Raw genomic sequence first — 23,432 nt, forward strand, 5'->3', positions numbered from 1 at the left:
GCCTTGGCCGGGACTGGCGCTGAGCCGCTCCGCAAGGAACGGCTCGACCGGTTCCTGTTCTTCTCGCGCGCCGTCAAGTCGCGCACCCTGGCGCAAAAGATCATCGAATCGGGCGCTATCCGCGTCAATTCCGAGAAAACAGACCGCTCCGACCACAAGGTCGGGGCGGGCGACGTCCTGACCATGGCGCTGCATGGGCGCATCCTCGTCTGGCGCATAATCGATTGCGGCGGCCGTCGCGGCCCGGCGCCCGAAGCGGCCATGCTTTACGAGGATATGTCGCCGCCGCCGACGCCCAAGGCCGAAATGTCGCCCTATGACGCTGCGATTGCCGAGCGCCCCATGGGCAGCGGCCGCCCCACCAAGAAGGAGCGCCGGGAGACCGACAAGCTCCGCAGCGACGATGACGACTAGCTTTGCTGGGCTTGCAGCGCGCGCGTGAGCAAGACTTTCGCCTGCGGCCCGTCGCTGCGCCAATCCGTCCCCCGTCTCAGCCTTGCAGAGGCGCTCAAAAGGGTTTAGCAACCGGACCGTTGAGACTGGCTGGCGTGTCCCTCCGGGGGTAGCCCTTCCTTTACGCGGATCGCTTCGTATGACCTATATCGTCACCGACAACTGCATCGCCTGCAAGTATACGGACTGCGTGGAAGTCTGTCCGGTGGACTGTTTCTACGAAGGCGAGAACATGTTGGTCATCCACCCCGATGAGTGCATCGATTGCGGCGTGTGCGAGCCCGAATGCCCTGCCGAGGCGATCAAGCCCGATACCGAAAGCGGGCTCGATGCGTGGCTGGAGCTCAACCGCAAATTCTCGACGGCCTGGCCCAATCTTACCGAACGCCGCGATCCCTTGCCCGAGGCCAAGGACCGCGACGGCGAATCGGGCAAGCTCGAGAAGTATTTTTCCGAGGAGCCCGGCGAGGGCGATTGATCTCGGAAATGGGTGTACGGAACCGTTGGACAAGCCAAGGGTTCTCTTGCGAAGGGCGATATACGGGCTTAAGCAGCCCGTTCCTGCTTGCGTGATTCGTACCTTTTGATTTTGCTGAATTTTTGTGCTATGGTCCCTCCATATGCAGCTCAGCCCGTCACCCAAGCCGTGCCAGATGGCACGATTTTTTTGACATAACATCCTCTGTTGCCTGGCACTTCTTCGGATGAAGCGGACCCGAAGGCCAGGAGGTTTGTGCTGCCCAAAGGCCCGTGGTTCGGGCTTGAGTAGAGTAGGAGTGGCCGGTCCTTGCCGCAAGGAATCGACCATTTTGGGGCGTCAAAAAGGAGTTCCAGCTTATGGTAGCCAAGAAGTCTCAGCAGCGGCTCGGTTTCAAAACGGGTGAATATGTCGTTTACCCGTCGCATGGCGTTGGCCTTATCGTGGCCATCGAGGAGCAGGAGGTCGCAGGCCTCGTCCTCGAACTTTTCGTCATCAGCTTCGAGCAGGACAAGCTGACCCTTCGCGTGCCGGTCGCCAAGATCAAGTCCGTGGGCATGCGCAAGCTGGCCGAAGAGGACGAGGTCAACAAAGCCCTGGAAACTGTTACCGGCCGCGCTCGTGTCAAGCGCACCATGTGGTCGCGTCGCGCCCAGGAATATGAAGCAAAGATCAATTCGGGCGATCTGATCGCCATCTCGGAAGTCGTGCGCGATCTCTATCGCTCCGATGACCAGCCCGAGCAGTCCTATTCCGAACGCCAGCTCTTCGAGCAGGCCATGGATCGCATGAGCCGTGAAATCAGCTCCGTCAACAAGCTGACGCTGACCGAGGCCGTGCAGTTGATCGAAAAGCAGCTCGCCAAGAGCCCGAAGCGCACCAAGGCAGATGCTGCGGAAGCCGAAAGCGACGAGGAAGCTGCTGCCTAAGCGTTTTTCGCAAGGCAAGCATTTCAAGGCCGGCAGCAATGCCGGCCTTTTTTATTGCGCGGCAATCCTGTGGCTGCCGCTTGCCACACACGCGCGAACAGCGGCCAGCGCGGTTTCCCGGTCGAGGCCATCGACATCGAGTGCATTGGCTTCCCATGCCTCCAGCCCGACGAATTCTGCATGCAGGGCCGCCACGATGTCGGGATCGGTCAGGCTGTCGCCGCCCCTTTTGCGGCAGCGTTGGACCGCCTCGGCGACGCCGACCCGCAGGATGATGTAGTGAAGCGGCAGGCCAAGGGCGGTGAAAGCCGGCAACCACCAGGGGCGGACGATCCCATCGAGCACCACGAAATAGCCATGTAGCGCATAGGCTGCGGCGACATCGGCGGCAATGCCCATGATCATGCGGTTCTGGTCGTCTGACTGAGGCAGCCAGGGATCGATCTTGCCGGTCTTGATGTAGCCCCAGAAATCGTCGGAATGGAGATGAACTTTCGGCACGCCGGGCAGGAAAGCCAGGCGCTCGGCGATCGTCGTCTTTCCCGATCCGGGCGAGCCGGAGAGCAACAGGATGTGACCGGCAGGCATGTCCATCAGTCTTTCTCCAGAAAATCCCTCATGCTCGTCTTGGCGCTGCCGGGGCGCAGCGGCTTCTGCTGGCTTTCGTGCGGTACCCAGCCGGCCAGCCAGACGATTTCAAGCGTGGCGCGCACGCGGCCATCGGGGTCGCTGTCGCGTTCCGCGTAGGCCCCTGCCGCTGCCGAAAGCAGGCTGCGCGTGGCAAAACGGCGAGACCGATCGGCCAGCGGGTTGGCCGCGCCCAGCGCCTTGAGCTCGGCCATCAGCGCAAAGGGATTGGCGTATCGCACCTTGTGACTTTCGACATCGGCAACGGGCAGCGCAAATCCGGCCCGCTGCAGCAGCGCGCCACCGTCGCGCACCTGTACCATCGGGGCAATACGGGCCGAAGCGCCACCCGAAAGCGTCAGGTCGGCCGACAGGAAGGCTTCGCGCAATTCGGTGAGACTCTCGCCCCCGATCAGGGCCGCCATGAACAGCCCATCGGGCTTCATGCGGGCGCGCAGTCGCGCCAGATGTCCCGGGACGTCATTGACCGCCTGCAGATGCAGCAGCGAGATTACGAGGTCGAATTCACCATCGGGCAGGGCGGGAAACTCTTCTGTCCCCGCAAAGGCCTCAACGCGCGTGAAGCGTAAGGGCGCCGATCCGGTCTCCATTGTCTCGGGCAGGCATTGCGCGTCGGGCGCGATGACCAGCGCGCTCGAAAAATTTCGCATATGGGCGCCGAGCCGGTCGGCCAGATCCTCCACCACCAGATCCCTCACGAAATTTGAGGTATCGCGGCGGCGCGCCAGATGGCGGGCGATCAGTTCGGTGTCGAAAAGACGGGGCTGGTGGGACACAAAAACATGCTCGCGAATGGGGGCTGGCCCCGGCTGCGGGGCGTGCCATTATGGGTCTTATGGCGAGGGGCGAAGGGGAAGTCAAAGACTGGACGCAGCGGCACTGGCTCGGCCCTGGTCTGCGCCGGCTGGGCGCACTTGTCCTCGACCAGCTCTATCCGCCGGTTTGCGCCGGGTGCAGGGCGCCCCTCGAGCATAGCGATGCACTCTGCGGCGCCTGCTTTGCCCAATTGCGGCCGATCACCGAGCCGCTCTGCCCGGTGCTGGGGTTGCCGTTTGACAGTGATCAGGGGGACGGCGCGCTATCAGCCGAAGCCATTGCCGATCCGCCGCCGTTCGACCGGGCGCGCGCGGCCCTCTCCTATGGCGAGATGGTGGGAACGTTGGTCAGCCAGCTCAAATATGGCGATCGGCCGGAGCTTGCCCGGCTCTGCGCGCGGCTGATGGCGGGTGCAGGGCGCGACTTGCTCGCTGCCGATACTGTCCTCGTTCCCGTGCCCTTGCACCCGCAAAGGCTGCGCTTCCGGCGCTACAATCAATCCTTCCTCCTGGCTCAAGAGCTCGCGCGCTTGACCGGCCTCCGGATCGATCCGCATCTGGTTCAGCGGCACCGCCAGACGCGTCAGCAGGTGGGGCTGTCGGGCGATGCGCGCACCCGCAATGTGCAGGGGGCCTTTGTCGCCCACCGCGATCTCCCGCGCCGGTTGGGTGGTCGCCCCATCGTGATCATCGATGACGTCTACACCACCGGGGCGACCGTCAAGGCCGTTACCAGGGCGCTCAAGCGCGGCGGGGCCGGGCGGATCGACGTCTTGAGCTTTGCCCGCGTTGTCATCGGCGCGGATCTCCCCATATAAGATCGAGACGAATTTTTCCGGAGCCCGACAATGGCCAAGGTCGAAATCTACACCACCCCCACCTGTCCCTATTGCCATGCGGCCAAGTCGCTGCTGAACGAGAAGGGCGTCGACTATACCGAGATCACCGTGCTCGACCCCGAGCTGCGCGAAGCCATGACCAAGCGTGCCAATGGCCGCCGCACCGTGCCGCAGATCTTTGTCGGCGAGACCCATGTGGGCGGCTATGACGACATGGCAGCGCTCGACCGCGAAGGCGGTCTCGATCCTCTTCTCGCCACCCAGTAGCCGAACCATGAAAATTGCCGCCATCCAGATGCAGTCCGGGCTCGATCCGGATGCCAATCTTGCAGCGCTCGAACCGCTTCTGGCCGAAGCGGCCGAGGCGGGTGCTTCCTATGCGCTGACGCCGGAAGTCACCCTGATTTTTCCGGAAAGCCGGGATCAGCTGCGCTCGGTGGCGGCACCCTTCGAAAACCATCCGCAATTGGCGCAGGTGGGCGTGCTGGCGCGGCAGCATGGCATGCATGTCCATATCGGTTCGCTGCCCATTCCCCTCGACGATGGGCGCTTCGCCAATCGCTCCGTACTGTTCGGGCCGGATGGGGCAATGGTGGCGCAATACGACAAGATCCACCTCTTCGATGCCGATATTGCCGGGCTCAACGCCTATCGCGAAAGCGCGACCTACAAGGGCGGCGAGCGCGCGGTGACGGCGCCGCTGGGCGATTTCACGCTCGGCTTTTCCATCTGCTACGACATGCGCTTCCCTCGGCTCTACAATGCGCTCGCCAATGCCGGAGCAAATCTGCTGGCTGTTCCTGCGGCCTTCACCGTACCGACGGGGCAGGCCCATTGGCATGTGCTTTTGCGCGCGCGGGCGATCGAAACCGGCTCCTATGTCATTGCCGCGGCCCAAGGTGGTCAGCATGCCAATGGCAGGGCCACCTACGGGCATTCGCTCATCATTGACCCCTGGGGCAAGATCGTCGCCGAACTCGACCACGACCGGCCTGGCGTCCTCCTGGCCGATATCGATCCGGCCATGGTGGCCGAAGCCCGCCATCGTGTGCCGGCTTTGGCCAATGCACGGGATTTTGCTGCGCCCGAGCCATTGCGGGGCTAGGCGTCGACGCTATATGACACTGAGAGGGCGCGCCTGTCGGCGCTGCCACAGACCACGACAGAAAAAGTGATCCAGTATTCTCTACAATGTGCGAAGGGGCATAGCTTCGACGCCTGGTTCAAGAACGCGGCCGCTTTTGACGAGCAGAAGGCGCGTGGCATTGTCAGCTGTGCCATCTGCGGCGACCCGGAGGTCGAAAAGGCGCCGATGGCTCCCGCCGTCGCCCGCACCGACAATGAGCGGCGCACGCTCAGCTCCAATCATCCCGATGCGGCAAAATTCCGGGATATGCTGCGCGACTATCGTCGCAAGGTGATGAATGAGGCGGACAATGTCGGCGATAAATTCGCCGAGGAAGCCCGCAAGATCCATTTCGAGGAAGTGGAGGCGCGCGGCATTTATGGCCAGGCCAGCCAGGACGAGATCGCCAGCCTCATCGAGGATGGGGTGGATTTCCTGCCTCTGCCCGATGTGGGTGAGGACAATTAAGCTCTTCGGCTCCTGACATTTTATGACGCTTGTGGCAGCCATGACCGGTCTGGTGATGGGAGGTGCCAATGTCGCTTTATGACCGCAAGGGTTTCGATGATGCCCTGGCCTGGCCGGGTGTGACCACTGAAGACCAGTGGGAGGCCCATATCGCCAAAGTCGGCGGCAAGGTGTTTTGCCTGTTGTCCGACACTGCGCCGCTCCGCCTGGTCTTCAAATGCGGCGACACCAGCTTTGACCTGCTGACAGAGCTCGAGAATGTCGCGCAGGCGCCCTATTTTGCCAAGCGCATGTGGGTCGAGGTCACCGAGGGTTCGCCCCTGACCGAAGAGGACCTCATGGCCTATATCGGCCGGTCCTATGCCTTGGTCGCAAAAGGTCTCACGCGGAAGCTGCGGTCCGAGCTGGGGATCACTGACGATGTCATGGGGATTTAGGTCGGTCCGATAGGGAGGGTGGAATCCCCGCTATCGAACCTGACCGGACAGCAATCTTGGCAGACCGCTGACTGGCTGAGCGGGTGGTAGCACCCGATGTTTGAATTGTCACGACAATTTCATGACACCGGCCGCGCTGTGGACAAAGCCGCAGGCGCTGTGGAATTCATGCAGATGCGGTTCGTAGTCCACATGCAGCCATTCCGCCCCGCGCTCCCGGGCCAGATCGGCAGCCCGTTTCACCAGTTCTGTGGCGATGCCGCGCCGGCGGAAATCGCGATCCGTGCAGGTGTCGAGGATGAAGGCATGGACGCCGCCGTCCCAGGCAATGTTGACGAAGCCGACCAGTCGTTCGGCCTCATAGGCGCAAAGATGTCCGAGGCTGCGGGAAAGAATGCCCTGGTAGGATCTCCCCAGCGGCGCATTCCAGGCGCGCCGCCAGAGTTCGTCGAGTGTCGGATCGGTCGGAAACGGATCGATCCGATAGAGAGGCACGGTGGGATCAGTCCATCATCTTGTTGATGGCGTCCACGTCCCGCACGGCGCCCTTGGAGGCCGATGTCACGAAGGCCGCATAGGCTTTGAGCGCGGTGGTCACCTTGCGCTTGCGCGGCTGGGCCGGCTTCCAGCCGAGCGCGTCCTGCTCGACGCGGCGCTTTGCCAGTTCGGCATCGGTCACCAGCACATTGACGGTGCGGTTGGGGATGTCGATCTCGATCATGTCGCCTTCGCGCACGAGGCCGATCGCGCCGCCCTCTGCCGCCTCGGGTGAGGCATGGCCGATGGAGAGGCCCGATGTGCCGCCCGAGAAACGGCCGTCGGTCAGAAGCGCGCAGGCTTTGCCCAGGCCCTTCGATTTCAGATAGCTCGTGGGATAGAGCATTTCCTGCATGCCAGGGCCGCCACGCGGACCCTCATAACGGATGACGAGCACATCGCCTTCGCGGATCTCGTTGGACAAGATCGCCTTGACGGTGGAATCCTGGCTTTCAAAGACGCGGGCCGGACCGGTGAATTTGAGGATCGATTCATCGACGCCCGCTGTCTTCACGATGCAGCCATCAAGCGCGATATTGCCCTTGAGCACGGCGAGGCCGCCATCCTTGGAGAACGGATTGTCCGGCGAGCGGATGGCGCCGTTCTGGCGGTCGAGATCGAGCTCGGTCCAGCGATTGGACTGCGAGAAAGCCTGCGTCGTGCGCACACCGCCGGGGGCGGCCATATAGAAATTGCGCACGCTTTCGGAATTGGTGCGCGAAATGTCCCATTTGTCGATGGCGTCGCCCATGGTGGCGGCGTGGACGGTCAGTTCCTGGCGATTGATCAGGCCGGCGCGGTCCAACTGGCCCAGAATGGCGAAAATGCCACCGGCGCGGTGAACGTCTTCCATGTGCACGTCGTTCTTGGCCGGCGCGACCTTGGAGAGCACGGGGACGCGACGCGACAGGGCGTCGATATCGTCCATGGTGAAATCGACGCCGCCTTCGTGGGCAGCGGCCAGGATGTGCAGCACCGTGTTGGTCGAGCCGCCCATGGCGATATCGAGCGCCATGGCGTTCTCGAAAGCCTGCTTTGTCGCGATCGAGCGCGGCAGGGTGGTTTCGTCGTCCTGCTCATAATAGCGGCGGGCCAGATCAACGATCAGGTGGCCAGCTTCCTGGAACAGGCGCTTGCGATCGGAGTGGGTGGCGAGCGTCGAGCCATTGCCCGGCAGCGACAGGCCCAGCGCTTCGGTCAGGCAGTTCATCGAATTGGCGGTGAACATGCCCGAGCAGGAGCCGCAGGTGGGGCAGGCGGCCTCTTCAACGGCCTGCACTTCCTCGTCGGTATAGTGGTCGTCGGCGGCCATGACCATGGCGTCAACGAGGTCGAGCGCCTGCAGCTTGCCCTTGAGCATGGCCTTGCCCGCTTCCATCGGGCCGCCCGAGACGAAGACCACCGGGATGTTGAGGCGCATGGCGGCGTTCAGCATGCCGGGGGTGATCTTGTCGCAATTGGAAATGCAGACCATGGCGTCGGCGCAGTGGGCATTGACCATGTATTCCACCGAGTCCGCGATGATGTCGCGGCTGGGCAGGGAATAGAGCATGCCGTCATGGCCCATGGCGATGCCGTCATCGACCGCAATGGTGTTGAATTCCTTGGCGACGCCGCCTGCAGCCTCGATCTCGCGGGCCACGAGCTGGCCGAGATCCTTCAAATGCACGTGGCCGGGCACGAACTGGGTGAACGAATTGACCACGGCAATGATCGGCTTGCCGAAGTCCTCGTTCTTCATGCCCGTCGCGCGCCAGAGCCCCCGCGCGCCGGCCATATTGCGGCCATGGGTAGTGGTACGGGAACGATAGGCGGGCATGGTTCTATCCTCGAGCAGGGAAGCCGGTCGGGGCCGGTTTTTCTATGATCTTATGTCAATAAACCCATTGGCGCGCGGGGACAACAAGAAACCGTACCGACGGGTACGGCTGCGCTGCAGATTCGGCCGGGCAGGGAATTGGGCGCTGTCCGATAAAAGCTTGGCCGAGCTTTGCAGGCTAGAGCTTGGTCTCGCTCGAAGCGGCCGGCTTGCCGGGGCCTGCGGGCTTTACCGGAGGGATCTTGGTGACCAGAAGCTGGTTGAGGCGCATCTTGTCGGCGTCCACGACCTCGAAGCGATAGCCTTCGGCGTCGACGCGATCACCCTTGCGTGCGGCGCGGCGGAGGCGGTGGACCACGAAGCCCCCAATGGTCTCGAACGAGCCTTCGAAACCGATCTGGTGCAGCCCGAGCGCTGACATGACGTCGACAATGGGGGTAACGCCGTCGACGAGCCAGGATTGATCGTCGCGCTGCATAATCTGGCGTTCCTCGAAGGGATTGGCGAGGCCGAGGACGAGCGGGGCCATGAGGTCCTTGAAGGTGACGATGCCAACGACATTGGCATACTCGCTGACGACGAGCGCCACGCCCGTGTCCTGCGCCTGGAACTCGGCCAGTACTTCCCAGACATTGAGGCTGTCGGGGACGGAGGCCATGTCGCGCCGGATCTTCTGAAGCTCAAGCTCTGTTGCGGTGTCGAATGCATCGGCCAGCACATCCTCGGCCCGGACGCTGCCGATGACATTGTCCAGCCCCCCGTCGCAGAGCGGATAGCGGGAAAACGGAAAGTAGCGGACCTTTTCGCGCTGGGTTTCGCGGGTGTCGTTGATATCTAGAAAGACGATGTCGTCGCGAACGGTCATCACCGAGGTGACAGAGCGCATTTCGAGCGCCAGCACATTGTTGATCAACTGGTGCTCGCGCTTCATCAGCGCGCCCGAGGCCTCGCCGCCGGCCAGGATCATGCGGAAATCTTCGGTCGTGATCTCGTCGCTGCGGTCCGGCTCGATGCGCAAAAGCGAGATGATCCAGTCCGAGATGGCACTGAACAGCAGCACGATGGGGCGCAGGATGCGGATCTGCATCTCGACGAAGCCGACAACCATCAGGGCCGTGCGCTCGGGGATCATCATGGCCACACGGCGGGGGACGAGATCGCCGAACATGACGAAGACCGAGGTGATGATGATGAAAGCGATGATGTCGGCGGTCAGAGTGGCGAGGTCGAGGGGTAGGAAGGTCGCAAGGCTGGAGGCGAGAATGGGGCCCAGTGCGCCAGATCCGACGATGCCGGCAAGGATGGCGACGGCATTGGTGCTGATCTGCAATGCGGTGATGACATTGCCGGATCTGGCCCGCAGATTGATGAAACGAAGGGCGCGCTTGTTGCCCGCCTCGGCCAGGGTGCGGATGCGCAATTCGCGGGCGGCGGCGAAGGCGATCTCCGAAAGAGCGATGAAGATACTCATCGCAATGAGCACAAGAATAAAAAACAGGCCCAGTAGGATGCTCATTGCGTCTCCGGCATGTGCGTTCGTTTCAGGGAGTAATCCCAGTCTGCCGGGTCAAGGGCGGAACGCACCGTCAGAGAGTGCCGCTCAATATTTCAGGCGCAGACCGAGCACCACGGCGTTGGAGCCATCGATTTCGGCGATGGTGCCGAAGCCGCCCGAGCGGTGATGAATGCGCCCAAAAGCCTCGAATCCGGGATAGGCGACATGGGATACCGCTATTTCCGGCCCAAGGTAATAGAGGAAAGGAATATCGTGCCCGAGTTTGTCCGCGCGCTGGGTTTCCACCCCGATCGTGTCGGTGACAACCGAAAAGCCTGCGGTTATCGACGGGGTAATGCGGATGTCGCCGAACTGGAACATGTCGACGCGACCGACAAGGCCGGCCCAGAGCTCGGCCGAAGACCGGTCTCCGACGCGGACGCCCAGGCCCGCCTCGGCGCCCAGCTTGAAGCCACCGGAGTGCTCGTACATGAAATATTGGTAGCCTACCCCGGCAAAGAAATTGGACTCGTAATGGTCTTCCCAGACGAGGAAGGCGTCGGAAAAGTAACCGCTCGTAAACGGTCCACCCATGACGAAGACATTCTGCTCATTGCCGGATTCCGCTATTGCGGGCCCAGCCAGAGCAGCACTACCAAGGGCGAAAATCGATAAAAGACGCGCAAATGACATTGGCACCCTCAATTATGCGCGGGGACATTGACCGAAATCCTGATCCGGCCAGCGTTTCATTATAGTTAACAAAACGGAAAGTTGTTTCCCGTCACCGCCTTTAGTGGGCGGAACGTCTCAGGGTCCGGTGTCGTTCCTTCTTCACACGAAGAGGAGAAAATTCATGCATGCAATTCCCAATTCCATCCAAGAAGGCATGACGGTTTACGACCGGACGATGAACGCCATCGGCACCGTGGAAACGTTCCGGATCAGCGACGAGGACCCATCCATCCCGGGCGTCGAGGCGACGGGTGTCAGCCCCGTGCTGGAGGAAAACGAGACAGGGCTGACGGGGATCCTCGCTGACATCTTCTCGCCCGATGACGGACTGCCGCGGGAAATCCAGGAGAAGGCCCTGCGCGAAGGCTTCATCCGCCTTGACGCGGATGGGTTTTTTGCCCGGGATCGCTATATTTTTCCCGAGCATATCGATCGCGTCACCGCCGAAGGCGTAGTGCTGAACGTCGAAAAATCCGACCTTCTGCACGTCTGAGGCCCTTCTCGTCAGGCGCGGTCCGCTCAGGCGGGCCGTGCTGCCAGCATCATGTAGTTGATGCCCATGTCGCGACTGCGACGCCATTCATCGCCGATGGGATGATAGACGACGCCGATCTGGTCGGTCACGCGCAGGCCGTTGCGGGAGATAAGGCTGCCGATCTCGTCGGGGGTGAGGAATTTCTTCCAGTCATGGGTGCCCTTGGGCAGCCAGCCCAGCACATATTCCGCGCCGACGACCGCCAGTGCAAAGGCGCGTGCGGTGCGGTTGATGGTGGCGGTGAACATCAGCCCGCCCGGTTTTACCAGATCAGCGCAGCTCTTCATGTAGAGCGGGACGTTGTCGACATGCTCGACCACTTCCATGTTGAGCACGACGTCGAAAGTTTTCCCGGCCGCCGCGAGAGCCTCGCTGGTCGTCGCCTGATAATCGATGTCCAGCCCCGATTGCTCGGCATGAATGCGGGCGATGGCGATATTGCGTTCTGCCGCATCGATGCCCGTGACCGTCGCACCCAACCGCGTCAGGGGCTCGCACAAGAGGCCGCCGCCGCAGCCGACGTCGAGGATGGTGAGGCCCTCCAGCGGGCGGATCGAGCTGCCATCCCGACCAAAATGGCCGATCAGATGCTCGCGAATATAGGCGAGCCGCACGGGGTTGAACTTGTGCAGCGGCTTGAACTTGCCCTTAGGGTCCCACCACTCTTCGGCCATGGCCGTGAATTTTGCGACTTCGGCATCGTTGATGGTGCTCTGGGTCATCGGGGTCTCCTTTCACGGTGAGATATGCGTCGCTGGCGCGCCAGACGCAAGGCGCGGGAGTGTCGCGCGTCTTGGGAGAACAGTTGATTGCGCCGGCACTTTGTGGCATCTCCCGGCCCAACAAGTGAGCGTACCGCCGGGTTCGGCGGAAGACCGGGGAAAAAATGGCCCGCATCGTCGTCAAATTCGGTGGCACTTCGGTGGCCAATGTCGAGCGCATCCGTCAGGCTGCGCGTCATGTGAAACGCGAAGTCGAAGCCGGCAACGAAGTTGCCGTCGTGGTTTCGGCCATGTCGGGCAAGACCAATGAACTGGTCGGCTGGGTCAACGAGGCCAGCAAATTCCACGACGCGCGCGAATATGATGCCGTGGTCGCCTCCGGCGAACAGGTCACGGCCGGCCTCATGGCCATTGTCCTTTCCGAAATGGGCATCCAGTCGCGCTCCTTTGCCGGCTGGCAGGTTCCGATCCGGACGGACGACGCGCATGGCGCGGCCCGCATCGCCGAGATCGATCCGACCGAGCTCGACAAGCGCATGAAGGATGGCTGGGTTCCGGTGATCACCGGCTTCCAGGGCATTTCCCCGCATAACCGGGTCACGACGCTCGGTCGCGGCGGCTCGGACACTTCCGCCGTTGCAGTCGCGGCCGCCGTGGGCGCGGATCGCTGCGATATCTATACGGATGTGGACGGTGTTTACACCACCGACCCGCGCATCGTGCCAAAGGCTCAGCGCATGACCCGCATTTCCTTCGAGGAAATGCTGGAAATGGCTTCGCTCGGCGCCAAGGTGCTGATGATCCGTGCTGTGGAAATGGCCATGGCCCACAAGGTGCGCCTGACTGTGCGCTCCAGTTTCGATGACCCGGATGCGGCCCAGATTGGCCCCGATGGTTTGCCCGGGGTCCCGGGTACGCTCGTTTGCGATGAGGAAGAGATCATGGAAAAGCAGATCGTTTCGGGCGTGACGCTCGCCAAGGCAGAGGCCAAGATCACCCTGCGCGCCGTCAAGGACAATCCCGGCGTCGCCGCTGCCATCTTCGGCACGCTGGCTGACAAGGGTATCATCGTCGACATGATCGTGCAGAATATTTCCGACGATGGCGCGACCACCGACATCACCTTCACCGTGCCCGACAGCGAGTACGACAAGGCCGTCAAGGCGCTCGAGGACAATGGCGGTCGCTTCGAATATGCCCGGCTTTCCGGCTCGCGCGGCGGGGCAAAGGTCTCGGTCGTGGGCGTGGGCATGCGCAGTCATGCCGGCGTTGCCGCTTCGATGTTCAAGGCCCTTGCAGACAAGGGTATCAATATCCAGCTGATCACCACTTCGGAAATCAAGACCTCGGTGTTGATCGATGAAGAATATGCCGAGCTTGCGGTTCGGGCGCTCCACACCTATTACGGTTTGGATAAGAAGGACGCCTGAGCTCGATTGAGGGGAATGGGGCCGCGTCCGAACAGGGGGGCGGCCACACCAGGTCGCCGGAGTAGATGGTCACGACCATAGGCGGCCCGAGAGTTCTGCTGCGGCAATTGCGCGAAACCATGGCAGAGCCATTGGCTTCGCAGGCGCGTCTCGACAAGATTGTATCGCTCATCGCCCAGAACATGCGGGCCGATGTCTGCTCGTTCTATGTGCTGCGCGACGACGGCGCACTCGAGCTGTTCGCCACCAAGGGCCTCGAGGCCGAATCGGTGCACATGACGACGCTCCGGCTGGGCGAGGGCCTGGTCGGTCTTATCGCCTCCGAGGCGGAGCCGCTCAGCCTCGACGATGCCCCCTCCCATCCCGGCTTTGCCTACCGCCCCGAAACCGGGGAGGACAAATATAATTCATTCCTTGGCGTGCCTGTGCTGCGGGCCGGTCAGACCCTTGGCGTTCTCGTCGTCCAGAATGCCGAGCGGCGTCATTATGGCGAGGACGAAACCGAGGCGATGCTGACTACGGCCACAATCCTGGCCGAAATGATCGCCACCTCGGACTTCGACAATCTGATCAAGCCGGGGTCCGATATCGATCTCAGGCGACCCCGAATGTTCAATGGCGTCAGTTTCACCGATGGCATCGCGCTGGGCACTGTGGTGCTGCACGATCCGCGCGTCGTGGTCACCAATTTCATTGCCGAGGATACCGAGCAGGAGAAGTCCCGGCTCGACAAGGCGCTCGAGACCATGCGCGTCTCGATCGACGCCATGCTCGATCATGGCGACATGCAGCCCTCTTCGGACCATCGCGAGATTTTGGAAACCTATCGCATGTTCGCCAATGACCGGGGCTGGGTGCACCGGCTGACCGAGGCGATCGAGAACGGGCTCAGTGCCGAGGCTGCGGTGGAGCGCGTGCAGAACGACACGCGCGCGCGCATGATGCGCCAGACCGATCCCTATATTCGCGACCGCCTGCATGATCTCGATGATCTGGCCAACCGGCTGCTGCGGGTCCTGACCAATACCGGCCAGCCGGCCCAGCGCGTCCTGCCTGACAACGCCATCCTCGTCGCCCGCAATATGGGTCCGGCGGAACTGCTCGAATATGACCGCAAGAAGCTGCGCGGCGTAGTGCTGGAAGAGGGCGGGGCCACGGCGCATGTCGCCATCGTGGCGCGCTCGCTGGGCATCGTGGCCGTGGGCCAGGCCGAATCGATCGTTTCCATGTGCGAGACGGGCGATGACATCATCATCGACGGCCCCCTGGGGCAGGTGCATCTGCGGCCGACCCCCGATGTCGAGCAGACCTATGTCGACAAGGTGCGTGTTTCGGCCAAGCGCCGCGCTCATTATGCAGCGCTCAAGACCAAGCCCAGCGTGACGCGGGACGGGGTTGGCATAACGCTGCTCCACAATTCCGGGCTGGTGGCAGACCTGCCCATGCTGGACGATACCGGTGCGGAGGGCGTGGGTCTTTTCCGCACCGAATTGCAGTTCATGATCGCCTCCAAGCTGCCGCGCCTGCAGGAGCAGGTCGAGCTCTATGCCGAGGCCATCGCGCTGGCGGGCGAACGTCCGATCGTCTTCCGCCTGCTCGATATCGGTGGCGACAAGGTCGTTCCCTATCTGCGCTCCATGGCCGAGGAAAACCCGGCCATGGGATATCGCTCGATCCGGCTGGGTCTCGACCGTCCTGGTCTTCTGCGCACCCAGGTGCGGGCCCTGCTCATGGCCGCCAATGGCAAACCTCTCAAGATCCTCGTGCCCATGGTCACCGAGACCTTCGAGTTCCGCCAGACGCGCCTTGTGATCCACAAGGAAATCGAGCGCCTGCGCCGCGCCGGGCAGGTGCTGCCCACGCGCGTCGAAATCGGCGCCATGGTCGAAGTGCCATCGCTGCTGTTCGAACTGGACCAATTGCTTCCCGTGGCCGATTTCGTGTCCATCGGCTCGAACGATCTCGTCCAGTTCCTGACCGCTGCCGACCGGGCCAATCCCCGCGTCTCCAAGAACTACGATCCGATCGCCATGCCGCGCCTGCGGGCGATAAGGCTCATTGTCGATGCGGCACGCCGGCACAACAAGCCGGTCACCATGTGCGGGGAGCTCGCGGGCCGGCCGATGGAGGCGTTGGCGCTGATGGCGATCGGCATGACCAAGCTGTCCATGGGCCCGGCCTCGATCGGTCCGATCAAGGAACTGATCCTCAACCTCGATCTGGCGCCTATCCGCGCTTCGGTGGCGGCGGCGCTCAGCGATGGCGCCGATGGGGTGTCGATCCGCGAGCTGCTGACCGAATGGGTGGACAGGCAGAACCTGCCCATGGGGTGAGCGTGCGGCCTTGATGTTGCTCGTCCGGATCATTACACGCAGGACCTGACTTCCGGCGAAAGACTGATCATGCCCGCATTGCCCCAGGACAAACTCGACGCCCTCGAAACACGCTTCCAGTATATCGAGGCGGCGCTGTCGGGCGGGGCGAGCCCCGATGAGTTCGCAAAGCTCTCCAAGGAGCATTCCGATCTCACGCCCATCGTCACCGAAATCACCGCCTATAAGAAGGCGCTGCGCGATCACGCCGAGGCCGAGGCGCTGCTCAAGAGCGGCGACAGGGATCTCATCGAAATGGCCGAAGCCGAGATCGCCGAACTCGACGAAAAGCTCGAAGCCCATGTGCAGGCCATTCGCATCCTGCTGCTGCCCAAGGACGAGGCGGACGAAAAGTCCATCATTCTCGAAATTCGCGGTGGCACGGGTGGGGACGAAGCCGCGCTTTTTGCCGGTGACCTCCTGCGCATGTATGAGCGCTATGCCGCCAACCACGGCTGGAAGGTGACGCTGATGGAGGAAAGCCCGGGTGAAATGGGGGGCTATAAGGAAGTCATCGCCAATGTGTCGGGCAAGGGCGTTTATGCCCGCATGAAATATGAGAGCGGCGTGCACCGCGTGCAGCGCGTGCCGGCCACCGAAGGCTCGGGCCGCATCCACACTTCGGCGGCCACCGTCGCCGTGCTTCCGGAAGTCGAAGACATCGACATCGAGATCCGCAACGAGGATATCCGCATCGATACGATGCGCGCCTCGGGCGCCGGCGGCCAGCACGTCAACACTACCGATTCGGCGGTGCGCATCACCCATTTGCCCACCGGCATCGTGGTGACCTCGGCGCTCAAGAGCCAGCACCAGAACCGCGCCCAGGCGATGATCGTTCTGCGCGCCCGCCTCTATGAAATGCAGCGCGAGGAGCGCGACAGCGCCCGGTCCGCCGAGCGCAAGGGCCAGGTCGGCTCGGGCGACCGTTCGGAGCGCATCCGCACCTATAACTTCCCGCAGGGCCGGGTCACCGATCACCGCATCAACCTTACGCTCTACAAGCTCGACAAGGTCATGGCTGGCGAAGCGCTGGATGAGTTGATCGAAGCATTGATCACCGAAAACCAGGCCGCCCAGCTTGCCGCCATGGAGAGCGGGATCTGACGACGCCTCCCACAATCGGCGCGCTCTGGCGGCATTTTCGCGATGTGCTGTCCCGGGCAGGGTTTGACACTCCGGCGCTCGATGCAAAATTGCTGGTCGGTCACGCGCTCGGTCTCGACGCGCTGGGCCTTTTCTCGCGCGAAAACGATGCGGTCACCCCCGAGGCGCAGGCGCAGGCCGAAGCGCTCCTCGCCCGCCGTCTCACTGGCCTTTCGGTGGCACGAATCATCGGACACAGGGAATTCTACGGGCTCGAATTCGCGCTCAGTTCGGCAACACTCGAGCCGCGACCCGATACCGAACTGCTTGTCGATCTGGCGCTGCCTGCGCTCGGCAAGGGCGGGCGGCTGCTCGACATGGGTACCGGCACTGGCTGCATTCCCATCGCCATCCTCGCCAATCGCCCCGACGCCACGGCCATTGCCACCGATCTCAATCCGTCCGCGCTCGACATGGCGCGGCAAAACGCGACCAGCAATGGCGTCGCCGAACGGCTCGAATTCCGCCGGGGCGACTGGTTCGGCGCCCTCTTGCCGGCCGATGGTCGCTTTGATCTCATCGTCTCCAACCCGCCCTATATTGCGAGCCATGTCGTTGAAAACCTTAGCGTCGAGGTCCGGGAGTTCGACCCCCGCCTGGCGCTGGATGGCGGGCCGGACGGGCTTGCACCCTACCGGATCATCGCGCGCGAGGCCGGCGACTGGCTGGAGCGGGGCGGGGCGGTGATGGTCGAAATCGGCTATGACCAGGGCGAGGCCGTCAGCGCGCTGTTCGGGGATGCCGGATATGGCGAAATCCGTGTTCACAAAGACCTTGCCGGGCTTGATCGTGTGGTTTGTGCGCACCACTTGAGGGGTGCATAAGCGCATGAAACCGGCCAACTAGAGATTTGTGCTGGTCAAGGGCGGCGAAAACCGCTAATTTGAATTTGCTGTCAACGGCGCATCATGGGCGCCGCAGCGACCACACCCGATTGTTGATCTTGCGGCTAGATGCCGTGCTTGTCCTGAAGTTAGGGGCCGGGGGTTGATCAGGGCGGATCATATCCGGGGCGCTGCCAGACCGCATTGGGTCTTCATGAAACCAGTATAACCCCATTCCCGAGCGACAATTTGCAGGAATGAGGGGCCCGGCCGGACGCGTTCCGGTCCGCCCATATGTGACGCTTAACTACTAGAGTTAGACAAAGCGACCCGATGAGACCAAACAACCAGAACAAGAACCGCCAGCGCGGCCGTAATGGCGGGCGCAAGCACGTCAATCCGCTGTCGAGGAATTATGAGAGCAACGGCCCGGACGTGAAAGTCCGTGGCAACGCGGCTCACATCGCGGAAAAATATCTCCAGCTGGCGCGCGATGCCCAATCGTCCGGCGATTCGGTGATGGCGGAAAATTATCTGCAGCACGCAGAGCATTATTTCCGCATCGTCTCCTCCGCCCAGCAGGCCTTGACGGGCCAGCGCGATGGTCAGAGCCAGGAGGATGATTTCGATGACGATGTCTCGGAACTGAACTCCCGCTTTTCCTCGCCCCAGCCTGTGCAGCAGCAGACCCAGAACGAGGCGGAAGAGGATGCTCCGGCTCCAGCGCCCGCTCCGAGGCCATCCGCCCGCGAAATGGCCGAGGCCGCACCCGCTGCTGCCGAAGAAGCCGCTTCGGGTGAAGAGGCGGCTCCCGCCGAGGCTGCCGGTGATGGCGAAGCTGCGCCGCGCAAGCCGCGCGAGCGTCGCCCACGCCGCCGCCGTCCCGCCGCAGGGGAAGCCGGTGCCGATCCGGCAAGCGCGCCCCAGCCAGATGTCGGTGAACTGCCGGCATTCCTTACGGCCGGCACCACCAGCGCCGCCGAATAAGACTTTCAAAAGGCCGGGCCCAGCGCCTGGCCTTTTTGCATTTTGGCCCGTCTCTGCCCTTCAACTCTGCATGCTCCGCCCCATATATCTTCGTGTGAGACGACGCGCTGGAAAGCCGGGCGTCGGTGCTCACGCGACGCTTCCGCCGTCATGCAGGTGCCGCTTCGGGCCGCAGGACGGGCGAGATCCAGGAGAGTTGAATGAATATCGAAAAATATACCGAGCGCGCCCGCGGTTTTATCCAGAGCGCCCAGACCGGTGCCCTGGGCAAGGGGCATCAGCAGTTCTCGCCCATCCATCTGCTCAAGGTTCTACTCGATGACGAGCAGGGCATGGCCAATGGCCTGATCGAACGCGCCGGGGGCGATCCCAAGGCCGCGCGGGCCGGGGTCGAGGCTGCGCTCAACAAGATTCCAAAAGTGTCCGGAGATGCCGGCCAGCTCTATCTCAGCCGCGAATTGGCGCGGGTCTTCGACACGGCCGAAAGCGCCGCCCAGAAGGCCGGCGACAGCTTCGTCACGGTCGAGCGGCTGCTGCTGGCGCTGGTCGTCGAAAAGGATACCGATGCCGGCAAGATCCTCGCTTCCGCCGGGGTGACCCCGCAGGGGCTCAATACCGCCATCGAAACCCTGCGCAAGGGCCGCACCGCCGACACTGCATCGGCCGAAAACGCCTATGACGCACTCAAGAAATATGCCCGCGACCTGACCCAGGACGTGCGCGAGGGCAAGCTCGACCCGGTCATTGGCCGCGACGAGGAGATCCGTCGCACCATCCAGGTCCTGTCGCGCCGCACCAAGAACAATCCCGTTCTCATCGGTGAACCGGGCGTGGGCAAGACCGCGATTGCGGAGGGGCTCGCCATCCGCATCGTCAATGGCGACGTGCCGGAGAGTCTTAAGAACAAGAGCCTGCTCGCCCTCGACATGGGTGCGCTCATTGCGGGCGCGAAATATCGCGGCGAGTTCGAGGAGCGCCTCAAGGGTGTGCTTAACGAGGTGACTGCGGCCGAAGGCCAGATCATCCTCTTCATCGACGAAATGCATACGCTGGTCGGCGCCGGCAAGGCTGATGGCGCGATGGATGCGTCCAATCTCTTGAAGCCCGCTCTGGCGCGCGGCGAGCTGCATTGCGTCGGTGCGACCACGCTCGATGAATATCGCAAGCATGTCGAAAAGGACCCGGCGCTGGCCCGCCGATTCCAGCCCGTCTTCGTCTCCGAGCCGACCGTGGAGGATACGATTTCGATCCTGCGCGGCCTCAAGGAGAAGTATGAGCTGCACCACGGCATTCGCATCGCCGACTCGGCGCTGGTGAGCGCGGCTACGCTCTCCAACCGCTACATCACGGACCGGTTCCTGCCCGATAAGGCCATCGATCTGATGGACGAGGCGGCCGCGCGGCTGCGCATGGCCGTCGACAGCAAGCCCGAAGCTCTCGACGAGCTCGATCGCCGCATCATGCAGCTCAAGATCGAGCGCGAGGCCCTGCGCAAGGAGACCGACGACGGCTCCAAGACGCGGCTCGAGCGGCTCGAGCATGAACTGGCCGGCCTCGAAGAGCAGGCTCAGGCGCTGTCGGCCAAATGGCTTTCGGAAAAGGAGCGCCTGCAGGGCAGCCAGAAGCTCAAGGAAGAACTCGATGCGGCGCGCAGCCAGCTCGAAATCGCGCAGCGCCAGGGTGATCTGGCCAAGGCCGGCGAGCTCGCCTATGGCGTCATTCCCGATCTCGAAAAGCGCATCAAGGCGGCCGACGATACCAATGCTGATGGCAAAGCCGATCCGCTGATGGCGGCCGAGGTGGTCACCCCCAGCGATATCGCCGGTGTTGTCTCGCGCTGGACCGGCATCCCGGTCGACCGCATGCTCGAGGGTGAACGTGAAAAGCTCCTCCATATGGAGAGCTCGCTCGGCGCCCGCGTCATCGGCCAGTCCGAAGCCGTCGCGGCCGTGGCCAAGGCAGTGCGCCGGTCGCGCGCCGGCCTGCAGGACCCGAACCGGCCTATCGGCTCGTTCATGTTCCTCGGGCCCACCGGCGTGGGCAAGACGGAGCTGACCAAGGCCCTGGCGCAGTTCCTCTTCGACGACGAGACCGCCATGGTCCGGCTCGACATGTCCGAGTTCATGGAAAAGCACTCCGTGGCCCGTCTGATCGGCGCCCCTCCGGGCTATGTCGGTTATGACGAAGGCGGCGTGCTGACCGAAGCGGTGCGGCGCCGGCCCTACCAGGTCATCCTCTTCGACGAGATCGAGAAGGCGCATCCGGACGTGTTCAATGTTCTCCTCCAGGTGCTCGATGATGGGCGGCTGACGGATGGGCAGGGGCGCACGGTCGATTTCCGGAACAGCGTCATCATCCTCACCTCCAATATCGGGGCCGAATATCTGGTCGACCTCAAGGACGGGGAATCGGTGGAACTGGTGCGGGGCAAGGTCCTCGACATGGTCAAGGCTTCGTTCCGGCCCGAATTCCTCAACCGGCTCGACGAGATCCTGCTGTTCCACCGTCTCGGGCGGGAACACATGGGCTCGATCGTCGATATCCAGTTCGGACGCCTCGAAAGCCTGCTGCGGGATCGCGACATCAGTCTCGACCTCACGCCCAAGGCGCGCGAATGGCTCGCCAATGAGGGATATGACCCTGCCTATGGCGCCCGCCCGCTCAAGCGCGTCATCCAGCGGTCTGTCCAGGATGGGCTCGCCGACGAGATCCTGTCCGGCAGGGTCACGGACGGCAGCCGGGTCGTGGTCGATGCCGATGAGACAGGCATCGTCCTGCGGCCGAGCGACAAGAATGAGGCGAGCGCTGCCGCCTGAAGTCATAACCAGCCGATAAGGCCGGCGCCTTCGGGCGCCGGTTTTTTTGTCCCTCCATCCCTGGCCTTGTGTCCCGCTCCACCAAAATTGTGTTGCAGCGCCGGGAGGGCAGTATTAGAACAAACAAAGAACGAAATGAGGAGCGGCGGAATGGCCGATACGATCGACTATATCGAGTTTCCGTCTACCGACAGGGCGCGCAGCGGAGCCTTCTTCCGGGCCGCCTTCGGATGGGGGCTGACCAGCTATGGCCCTGACTATGACGGTATCGAGGATGCCGGGATCGATGGTGGCATCGATCAGGCAGAGGGGCGGGTGCAGACCACCATGGCCATCATCCGCACCGATGATATCGATGCGGCCCAGCGCCGGGTGGAAAGCGCCGGCGGGGTAATCACCCGCGCGCAATTCGACTTTCCGGGCGGGCGACGCTTCCACTTCCGCGAGCCGGGCGGCAATGAACTGGCTGTCTGGGTGGCGCGCGAAGACTAGACGGCGCTAGAGCAGTTCACCGCGTTGGTGACGCGATGACATCACTCCAAATGTCGCGTTGGAAACGCTCTAATTGGTGGCGGCGACAGCGACAGGGGCGGGCTCGCGCGCCATCAATTCGTTGATCTGGGTCATGGTCTGCTCGAAGGCAGCGCGGTTCTGGGGCGCCAGCACATTGTCCTTGGGCAGCTTGACGCTGAGTGCGTCGACATAATTGCCGTTGATCAGGATTTCGTAGTGCAGGTGCGGCCCGGTCGACTGGCCGGTCGATCCCACATAGCCGATGACCTGGCCCTGGCGCACCTGGCTGCCCACACCCAGTCCCTCGACGAAGCGCGAGAGGTGGCCATAGGCGGTTTCGTAGCCATTGACGTGCTGGATTTCGATCTTGTTGCCGTAGCCGGACTGCCAGCGATAATAGGTGATGATGCCGTCGCCGCCGGCATAGATCGGCGTACCGGTCGGGGCGGCCAGATCGACGCCGGTATGCAGCCGGCGCGTCTTGAAAATGGGGTGGACGCGATAGCCGAAGCGCGAGCGCATGGTTCCGCCGCCTTCCAGCGGTCGGCGATTGAGGAAGCGCTTGCCGGTCTCGCCGTCCGGGTCGAAGAAATCGACCGTTCCGTCCGGCGCGGCAAACCGATAGAGCTGGCGTCGCGTGCCGCCCAGGGAAAGCGCCACATACAGCAGATCGGACTTGGCTTCTTCAGTCGCCCCGGTGGACAGCAATTCGATCGTATCGCCCGGGCTGATGCGCTTGGTCATATCCACGTCATAGGCAAACATGGCGACGATGCGCTGGATCGTGTCGTTGTCGAGGTCGTGCTTGCGACCGGTCTCCCAGATCGAACGATAGACGGTGGGCAGATTGCCCACATTGATCTGTTCGACGTCCTCGGCGGGGAATTCCACCCAGTCGGGCTGCAGCCCCACCACATACTGGCCGCTGTCGCTCAGTGCCACGGTGGCAATATGCTGGTCGCCCTGCGCGCCTTCCGGGCGGTAGATCGACATGCGATAGGGCACGAGACTATTGGGATCATTGCTCACCGCGCCGTAGAGAATGCGCAGGCGAATGCCGGCCGGCAGGCCACCGGCGGGTATGAGATTGGCCAGGGTGTTCTCTACCTTGGTAACTTCGGCCCGGGTGAAGCCGTTTCGCACCAGCGTATCGGCAAGCGGGCCCAGTTCGCGCACGGTCATGAACCGTTCTGTGCGCCCCTGGCCCTTGTCGGCCAATTGGGTGGTCTTGGGCATGACCGTGACATTCTCGGCGATGCCGCTCAACCCGTTGGCGCCGGCCGGCTGGCTGGCAAGGCTCGACAGGCT

General features: G+C 62.8%; 24 protein-coding genes (1 of these 24 cut by a window edge). 16 read left to right on the top strand and 8 right to left on the bottom strand.

Annotated elements, in window-relative coordinates; translation table 11 throughout:
* The first annotated feature begins 3 nt into the window (after nucleotides 1–3).
* The 3 genes from N0P34_RS02775 to N0P34_RS02785 all read left to right on the top strand — a co-directional run bounded on the left by N0P34_RS02775 (nucleotide 4) and on the right by N0P34_RS02785 (nucleotide 1,860).
* The gene (locus N0P34_RS02775; protein ID WP_275605505.1) at nucleotides 4–414 is read left to right on the top strand and encodes an RNA-binding S4 domain-containing protein; all 411 of its coding nucleotides are present in this window, start codon (nucleotides 4–6) and stop codon (nucleotides 412–414) included.
* 178 nt (nucleotides 415–592) lie between these two features.
* Nucleotides 593–931, top strand: a complete 339-nt coding sequence (fdxA, locus tag N0P34_RS02780; RefSeq protein ID WP_275605506.1) for a ferredoxin FdxA — start codon at nucleotides 593–595, stop codon at nucleotides 929–931.
* A gap of 359 nt (nucleotides 932–1,290) precedes the next feature.
* Nucleotides 1,291–1,860 (top strand): CarD family transcriptional regulator, encoded by a 570-nt coding sequence (locus tag N0P34_RS02785; protein ID WP_275605507.1) that lies wholly within the window; start codon nucleotides 1,291–1,293, stop codon nucleotides 1,858–1,860.
* 51 nt (nucleotides 1,861–1,911) lie between these two features.
* Here the strand turns inward: N0P34_RS02785 and N0P34_RS02790 are convergent, their stop codons facing one another.
* Nucleotides 1,912–2,454: an AAA family ATPase gene (locus tag N0P34_RS02790; protein WP_275605508.1), complete on the bottom strand. Its 543-nt coding sequence runs from the start codon at nucleotides 2,452–2,454 to the stop codon at nucleotides 1,912–1,914.
* On the bottom strand, nucleotides 2,454–3,284 hold the full coding sequence (locus N0P34_RS02795) for an SAM-dependent methyltransferase (RefSeq protein WP_275605509.1): 831 nt from the start codon (nucleotides 3,282–3,284) through the stop codon (nucleotides 2,454–2,456). Before N0P34_RS02795 ends, N0P34_RS02790 begins: the two co-directional genes overlap by 1 nt.
* 50 nt (nucleotides 3,285–3,334) lie before the next feature.
* On the opposite strand from N0P34_RS02795, the gene N0P34_RS02800 reads away from it, so the two are divergent.
* From N0P34_RS02800 to N0P34_RS02820, 5 genes are all read left to right on the top strand, one after another.
* Nucleotides 3,335–4,141 (top strand): ComF family protein, encoded by an 807-nt coding sequence (locus N0P34_RS02800; RefSeq protein WP_275605510.1) that lies wholly within the window; start codon nucleotides 3,335–3,337, stop codon nucleotides 4,139–4,141.
* A 30-nt stretch (nucleotides 4,142–4,171) separates the two neighbouring features.
* On the top strand, nucleotides 4,172–4,429 hold the full coding sequence (gene grxC, locus N0P34_RS02805) for a glutaredoxin 3 (protein ID WP_275605511.1): 258 nt from the start codon (nucleotides 4,172–4,174) through the stop codon (nucleotides 4,427–4,429).
* 7 nt (nucleotides 4,430–4,436) lie between these two features.
* A complete protein-coding gene (locus tag N0P34_RS02810) occupies nucleotides 4,437–5,267 on the top strand; it encodes a carbon-nitrogen hydrolase family protein (RefSeq protein WP_275605512.1) in 831 nt (276 codons plus the stop codon).
* Between the two features lie 66 nt (nucleotides 5,268–5,333).
* Nucleotides 5,334–5,756: a DUF1178 family protein gene (locus N0P34_RS02815; protein ID WP_275605513.1), complete on the top strand. Its 423-nt coding sequence runs from the start codon at nucleotides 5,334–5,336 to the stop codon at nucleotides 5,754–5,756.
* A 68-nt stretch (nucleotides 5,757–5,824) separates the two neighbouring features.
* Complete coding sequence (locus N0P34_RS02820) at nucleotides 5,825–6,193, top strand: MmcQ/YjbR family DNA-binding protein (RefSeq protein ID WP_275605514.1); 369 nt, start codon at nucleotides 5,825–5,827, stop codon at nucleotides 6,191–6,193.
* 108 nt (nucleotides 6,194–6,301) lie between these two features.
* Here N0P34_RS02820 and N0P34_RS02825 read toward each other — a convergent pair whose 3' ends face one another.
* The 4 genes from N0P34_RS02825 to N0P34_RS02840 form a co-directional block, all read right to left on the bottom strand.
* Entirely contained in the window at nucleotides 6,302–6,688 is a 387-nt protein-coding gene (locus N0P34_RS02825) for a GNAT family N-acetyltransferase (RefSeq protein ID WP_275605515.1), read from the bottom strand.
* A 7-nt stretch (nucleotides 6,689–6,695) separates the two neighbouring features.
* A complete protein-coding gene (ilvD, locus tag N0P34_RS02830) occupies nucleotides 6,696–8,549 on the bottom strand; it encodes a dihydroxy-acid dehydratase (RefSeq protein WP_275605516.1) in 1,854 nt (617 codons plus the stop codon).
* Between the two features lie 178 nt (nucleotides 8,550–8,727).
* The gene (locus N0P34_RS02835; protein WP_275605517.1) at nucleotides 8,728–10,065 is read right to left on the bottom strand and encodes a hemolysin family protein; all 1,338 of its coding nucleotides are present in this window, start codon (nucleotides 10,063–10,065) and stop codon (nucleotides 8,728–8,730) included.
* 84 nt (nucleotides 10,066–10,149) lie between these two features.
* On the bottom strand, nucleotides 10,150–10,737 hold the full coding sequence (locus tag N0P34_RS02840) for a hypothetical protein (RefSeq protein WP_275605518.1): 588 nt from the start codon (nucleotides 10,735–10,737) through the stop codon (nucleotides 10,150–10,152).
* Between the two features lie 163 nt (nucleotides 10,738–10,900).
* On the opposite strand from N0P34_RS02840, the gene N0P34_RS02845 reads away from it, so the two are divergent.
* Entirely contained in the window at nucleotides 10,901–11,272 is a 372-nt protein-coding gene (locus tag N0P34_RS02845; protein WP_275605519.1) for a hypothetical protein, read from the top strand.
* Between the two features lie 26 nt (nucleotides 11,273–11,298).
* On the opposite strand, the gene ubiG is transcribed toward N0P34_RS02845, so the two are convergent.
* Nucleotides 11,299–12,036: a bifunctional 2-polyprenyl-6-hydroxyphenol methylase/3-demethylubiquinol 3-O-methyltransferase UbiG gene (gene ubiG, locus N0P34_RS02850; RefSeq protein WP_275605520.1), complete on the bottom strand. Its 738-nt coding sequence runs from the start codon at nucleotides 12,034–12,036 to the stop codon at nucleotides 11,299–11,301.
* A gap of 164 nt (nucleotides 12,037–12,200) precedes the next feature.
* On the opposite strand from ubiG, the gene N0P34_RS02855 reads away from it, so the two are divergent.
* The 7 genes from N0P34_RS02855 to N0P34_RS02885 all read left to right on the top strand — a co-directional run bounded on the left by N0P34_RS02855 (nucleotide 12,201) and on the right by N0P34_RS02885 (nucleotide 22,103).
* Complete coding sequence (locus N0P34_RS02855; protein ID WP_275605521.1) at nucleotides 12,201–13,466, top strand: aspartate kinase; 1,266 nt, start codon at nucleotides 12,201–12,203, stop codon at nucleotides 13,464–13,466.
* A 65-nt stretch (nucleotides 13,467–13,531) separates the two neighbouring features.
* A complete protein-coding gene (gene ptsP / locus N0P34_RS02860; RefSeq protein WP_275605522.1) occupies nucleotides 13,532–15,799 on the top strand; it encodes a phosphoenolpyruvate--protein phosphotransferase in 2,268 nt (755 codons plus the stop codon).
* A gap of 69 nt (nucleotides 15,800–15,868) precedes the next feature.
* Nucleotides 15,869–16,945, top strand: coding sequence for a peptide chain release factor 1 (gene prfA, locus N0P34_RS02865; RefSeq protein WP_275605523.1), 1,077 nt, complete (start codon nucleotides 15,869–15,871; stop codon nucleotides 16,943–16,945).
* Between the two features lie 14 nt (nucleotides 16,946–16,959).
* A complete protein-coding gene (prmC, locus tag N0P34_RS02870; RefSeq protein WP_275607060.1) occupies nucleotides 16,960–17,808 on the top strand; it encodes a peptide chain release factor N(5)-glutamine methyltransferase in 849 nt (282 codons plus the stop codon).
* Nucleotides 17,809–18,141: 333 nt separating this feature from the next.
* The gene (locus N0P34_RS02875) at nucleotides 18,142–18,795 is read left to right on the top strand and encodes a DUF4167 domain-containing protein (protein WP_275605524.1); all 654 of its coding nucleotides are present in this window, start codon (nucleotides 18,142–18,144) and stop codon (nucleotides 18,793–18,795) included.
* 200 nt (nucleotides 18,796–18,995) lie between these two features.
* Nucleotides 18,996–21,611 carry an ATP-dependent chaperone ClpB gene (clpB, locus tag N0P34_RS02880; protein WP_275605525.1) on the top strand — a complete coding sequence of 872 codons (2,616 nt, stop codon included), beginning with the start codon at nucleotides 18,996–18,998 and terminating at the stop codon, nucleotides 21,609–21,611.
* 150 nt (nucleotides 21,612–21,761) lie between these two features.
* A complete protein-coding gene (locus N0P34_RS02885; RefSeq protein ID WP_275605526.1) occupies nucleotides 21,762–22,103 on the top strand; it encodes a VOC family protein in 342 nt (113 codons plus the stop codon).
* Nucleotides 22,104–22,172: 69 nt separating this feature from the next.
* On the opposite strand, the gene N0P34_RS02890 is transcribed toward N0P34_RS02885, so the two are convergent.
* Nucleotides 22,173–23,432, bottom strand: partial view of a M23 family metallopeptidase gene (locus N0P34_RS02890; RefSeq protein ID WP_275605527.1) — the 3' portion only. Its footprint extends 708 nt past the window's final position; only the last 1,260 of its 1,968 coding nucleotides appear in the window; the start codon falls outside the window, past its right edge; the stop codon is at nucleotides 22,173–22,175.

The sequence above is a fragment of the Devosia sp. FJ2-5-3 genome (assembly GCF_029201545.1).
Lineage (GTDB): Bacteria > Pseudomonadota > Alphaproteobacteria > Rhizobiales > Devosiaceae > Devosia.

Excerpts from the sequence above, each read along its gene's own strand:
- N0P34_RS02855 (WP_275605521.1), top strand. The coding sequence starts at position 12,201 with ATGGCCCGCATCGTCGTCAAATTCGGTGGCACTTCGGTGGCCAATGTC.
- N0P34_RS02790 (WP_275605508.1), bottom strand. The coding sequence starts at position 2,454 with ATGGACATGCCTGCCGGTCACATCCTGTTGCTCTCCGGCTCGCCCGGA.
- N0P34_RS02845 (WP_275605519.1), top strand. The coding sequence starts at position 10,901 with ATGCATGCAATTCCCAATTCCATCCAAGAAGGCATGACGGTTTACGAC.
- grxC (WP_275605511.1), top strand. The coding sequence starts at position 4,172 with ATGGCCAAGGTCGAAATCTACACCACCCCCACCTGTCCCTATTGCCAT.
- ptsP (WP_275605522.1), top strand. The coding sequence starts at position 13,532 with ATGGTCACGACCATAGGCGGCCCGAGAGTTCTGCTGCGGCAATTGCGC.
- N0P34_RS02800 (WP_275605510.1), top strand. The coding sequence starts at position 3,335 with ATGGGTCTTATGGCGAGGGGCGAAGGGGAAGTCAAAGACTGGACGCAG.
- N0P34_RS02875 (WP_275605524.1), top strand. The coding sequence starts at position 18,142 with ATGAGACCAAACAACCAGAACAAGAACCGCCAGCGCGGCCGTAATGGC.
- N0P34_RS02840 (WP_275605518.1), bottom strand. The coding sequence starts at position 10,737 with ATGTCATTTGCGCGTCTTTTATCGATTTTCGCCCTTGGTAGTGCTGCT.
- N0P34_RS02785 (WP_275605507.1), top strand. The coding sequence starts at position 1,291 with ATGGTAGCCAAGAAGTCTCAGCAGCGGCTCGGTTTCAAAACGGGTGAA.
- N0P34_RS02820 (WP_275605514.1), top strand. The coding sequence starts at position 5,825 with ATGTCGCTTTATGACCGCAAGGGTTTCGATGATGCCCTGGCCTGGCCG.
- ilvD (WP_275605516.1), bottom strand. The coding sequence starts at position 8,549 with ATGCCCGCCTATCGTTCCCGTACCACTACCCATGGCCGCAATATGGCC.
- N0P34_RS02885 (WP_275605526.1), top strand. The coding sequence starts at position 21,762 with ATGGCCGATACGATCGACTATATCGAGTTTCCGTCTACCGACAGGGCG.
- clpB (WP_275605525.1), top strand. The coding sequence starts at position 18,996 with ATGAATATCGAAAAATATACCGAGCGCGCCCGCGGTTTTATCCAGAGC.
- N0P34_RS02810 (WP_275605512.1), top strand. The coding sequence starts at position 4,437 with ATGAAAATTGCCGCCATCCAGATGCAGTCCGGGCTCGATCCGGATGCC.
- ubiG (WP_275605520.1), bottom strand. The coding sequence starts at position 12,036 with ATGACCCAGAGCACCATCAACGATGCCGAAGTCGCAAAATTCACGGCC.
- fdxA (WP_275605506.1), top strand. The coding sequence starts at position 593 with ATGACCTATATCGTCACCGACAACTGCATCGCCTGCAAGTATACGGAC.
- prfA (WP_275605523.1), top strand. The coding sequence starts at position 15,869 with ATGCCCGCATTGCCCCAGGACAAACTCGACGCCCTCGAAACACGCTTC.
- N0P34_RS02835 (WP_275605517.1), bottom strand. The coding sequence starts at position 10,065 with ATGAGCATCCTACTGGGCCTGTTTTTTATTCTTGTGCTCATTGCGATG.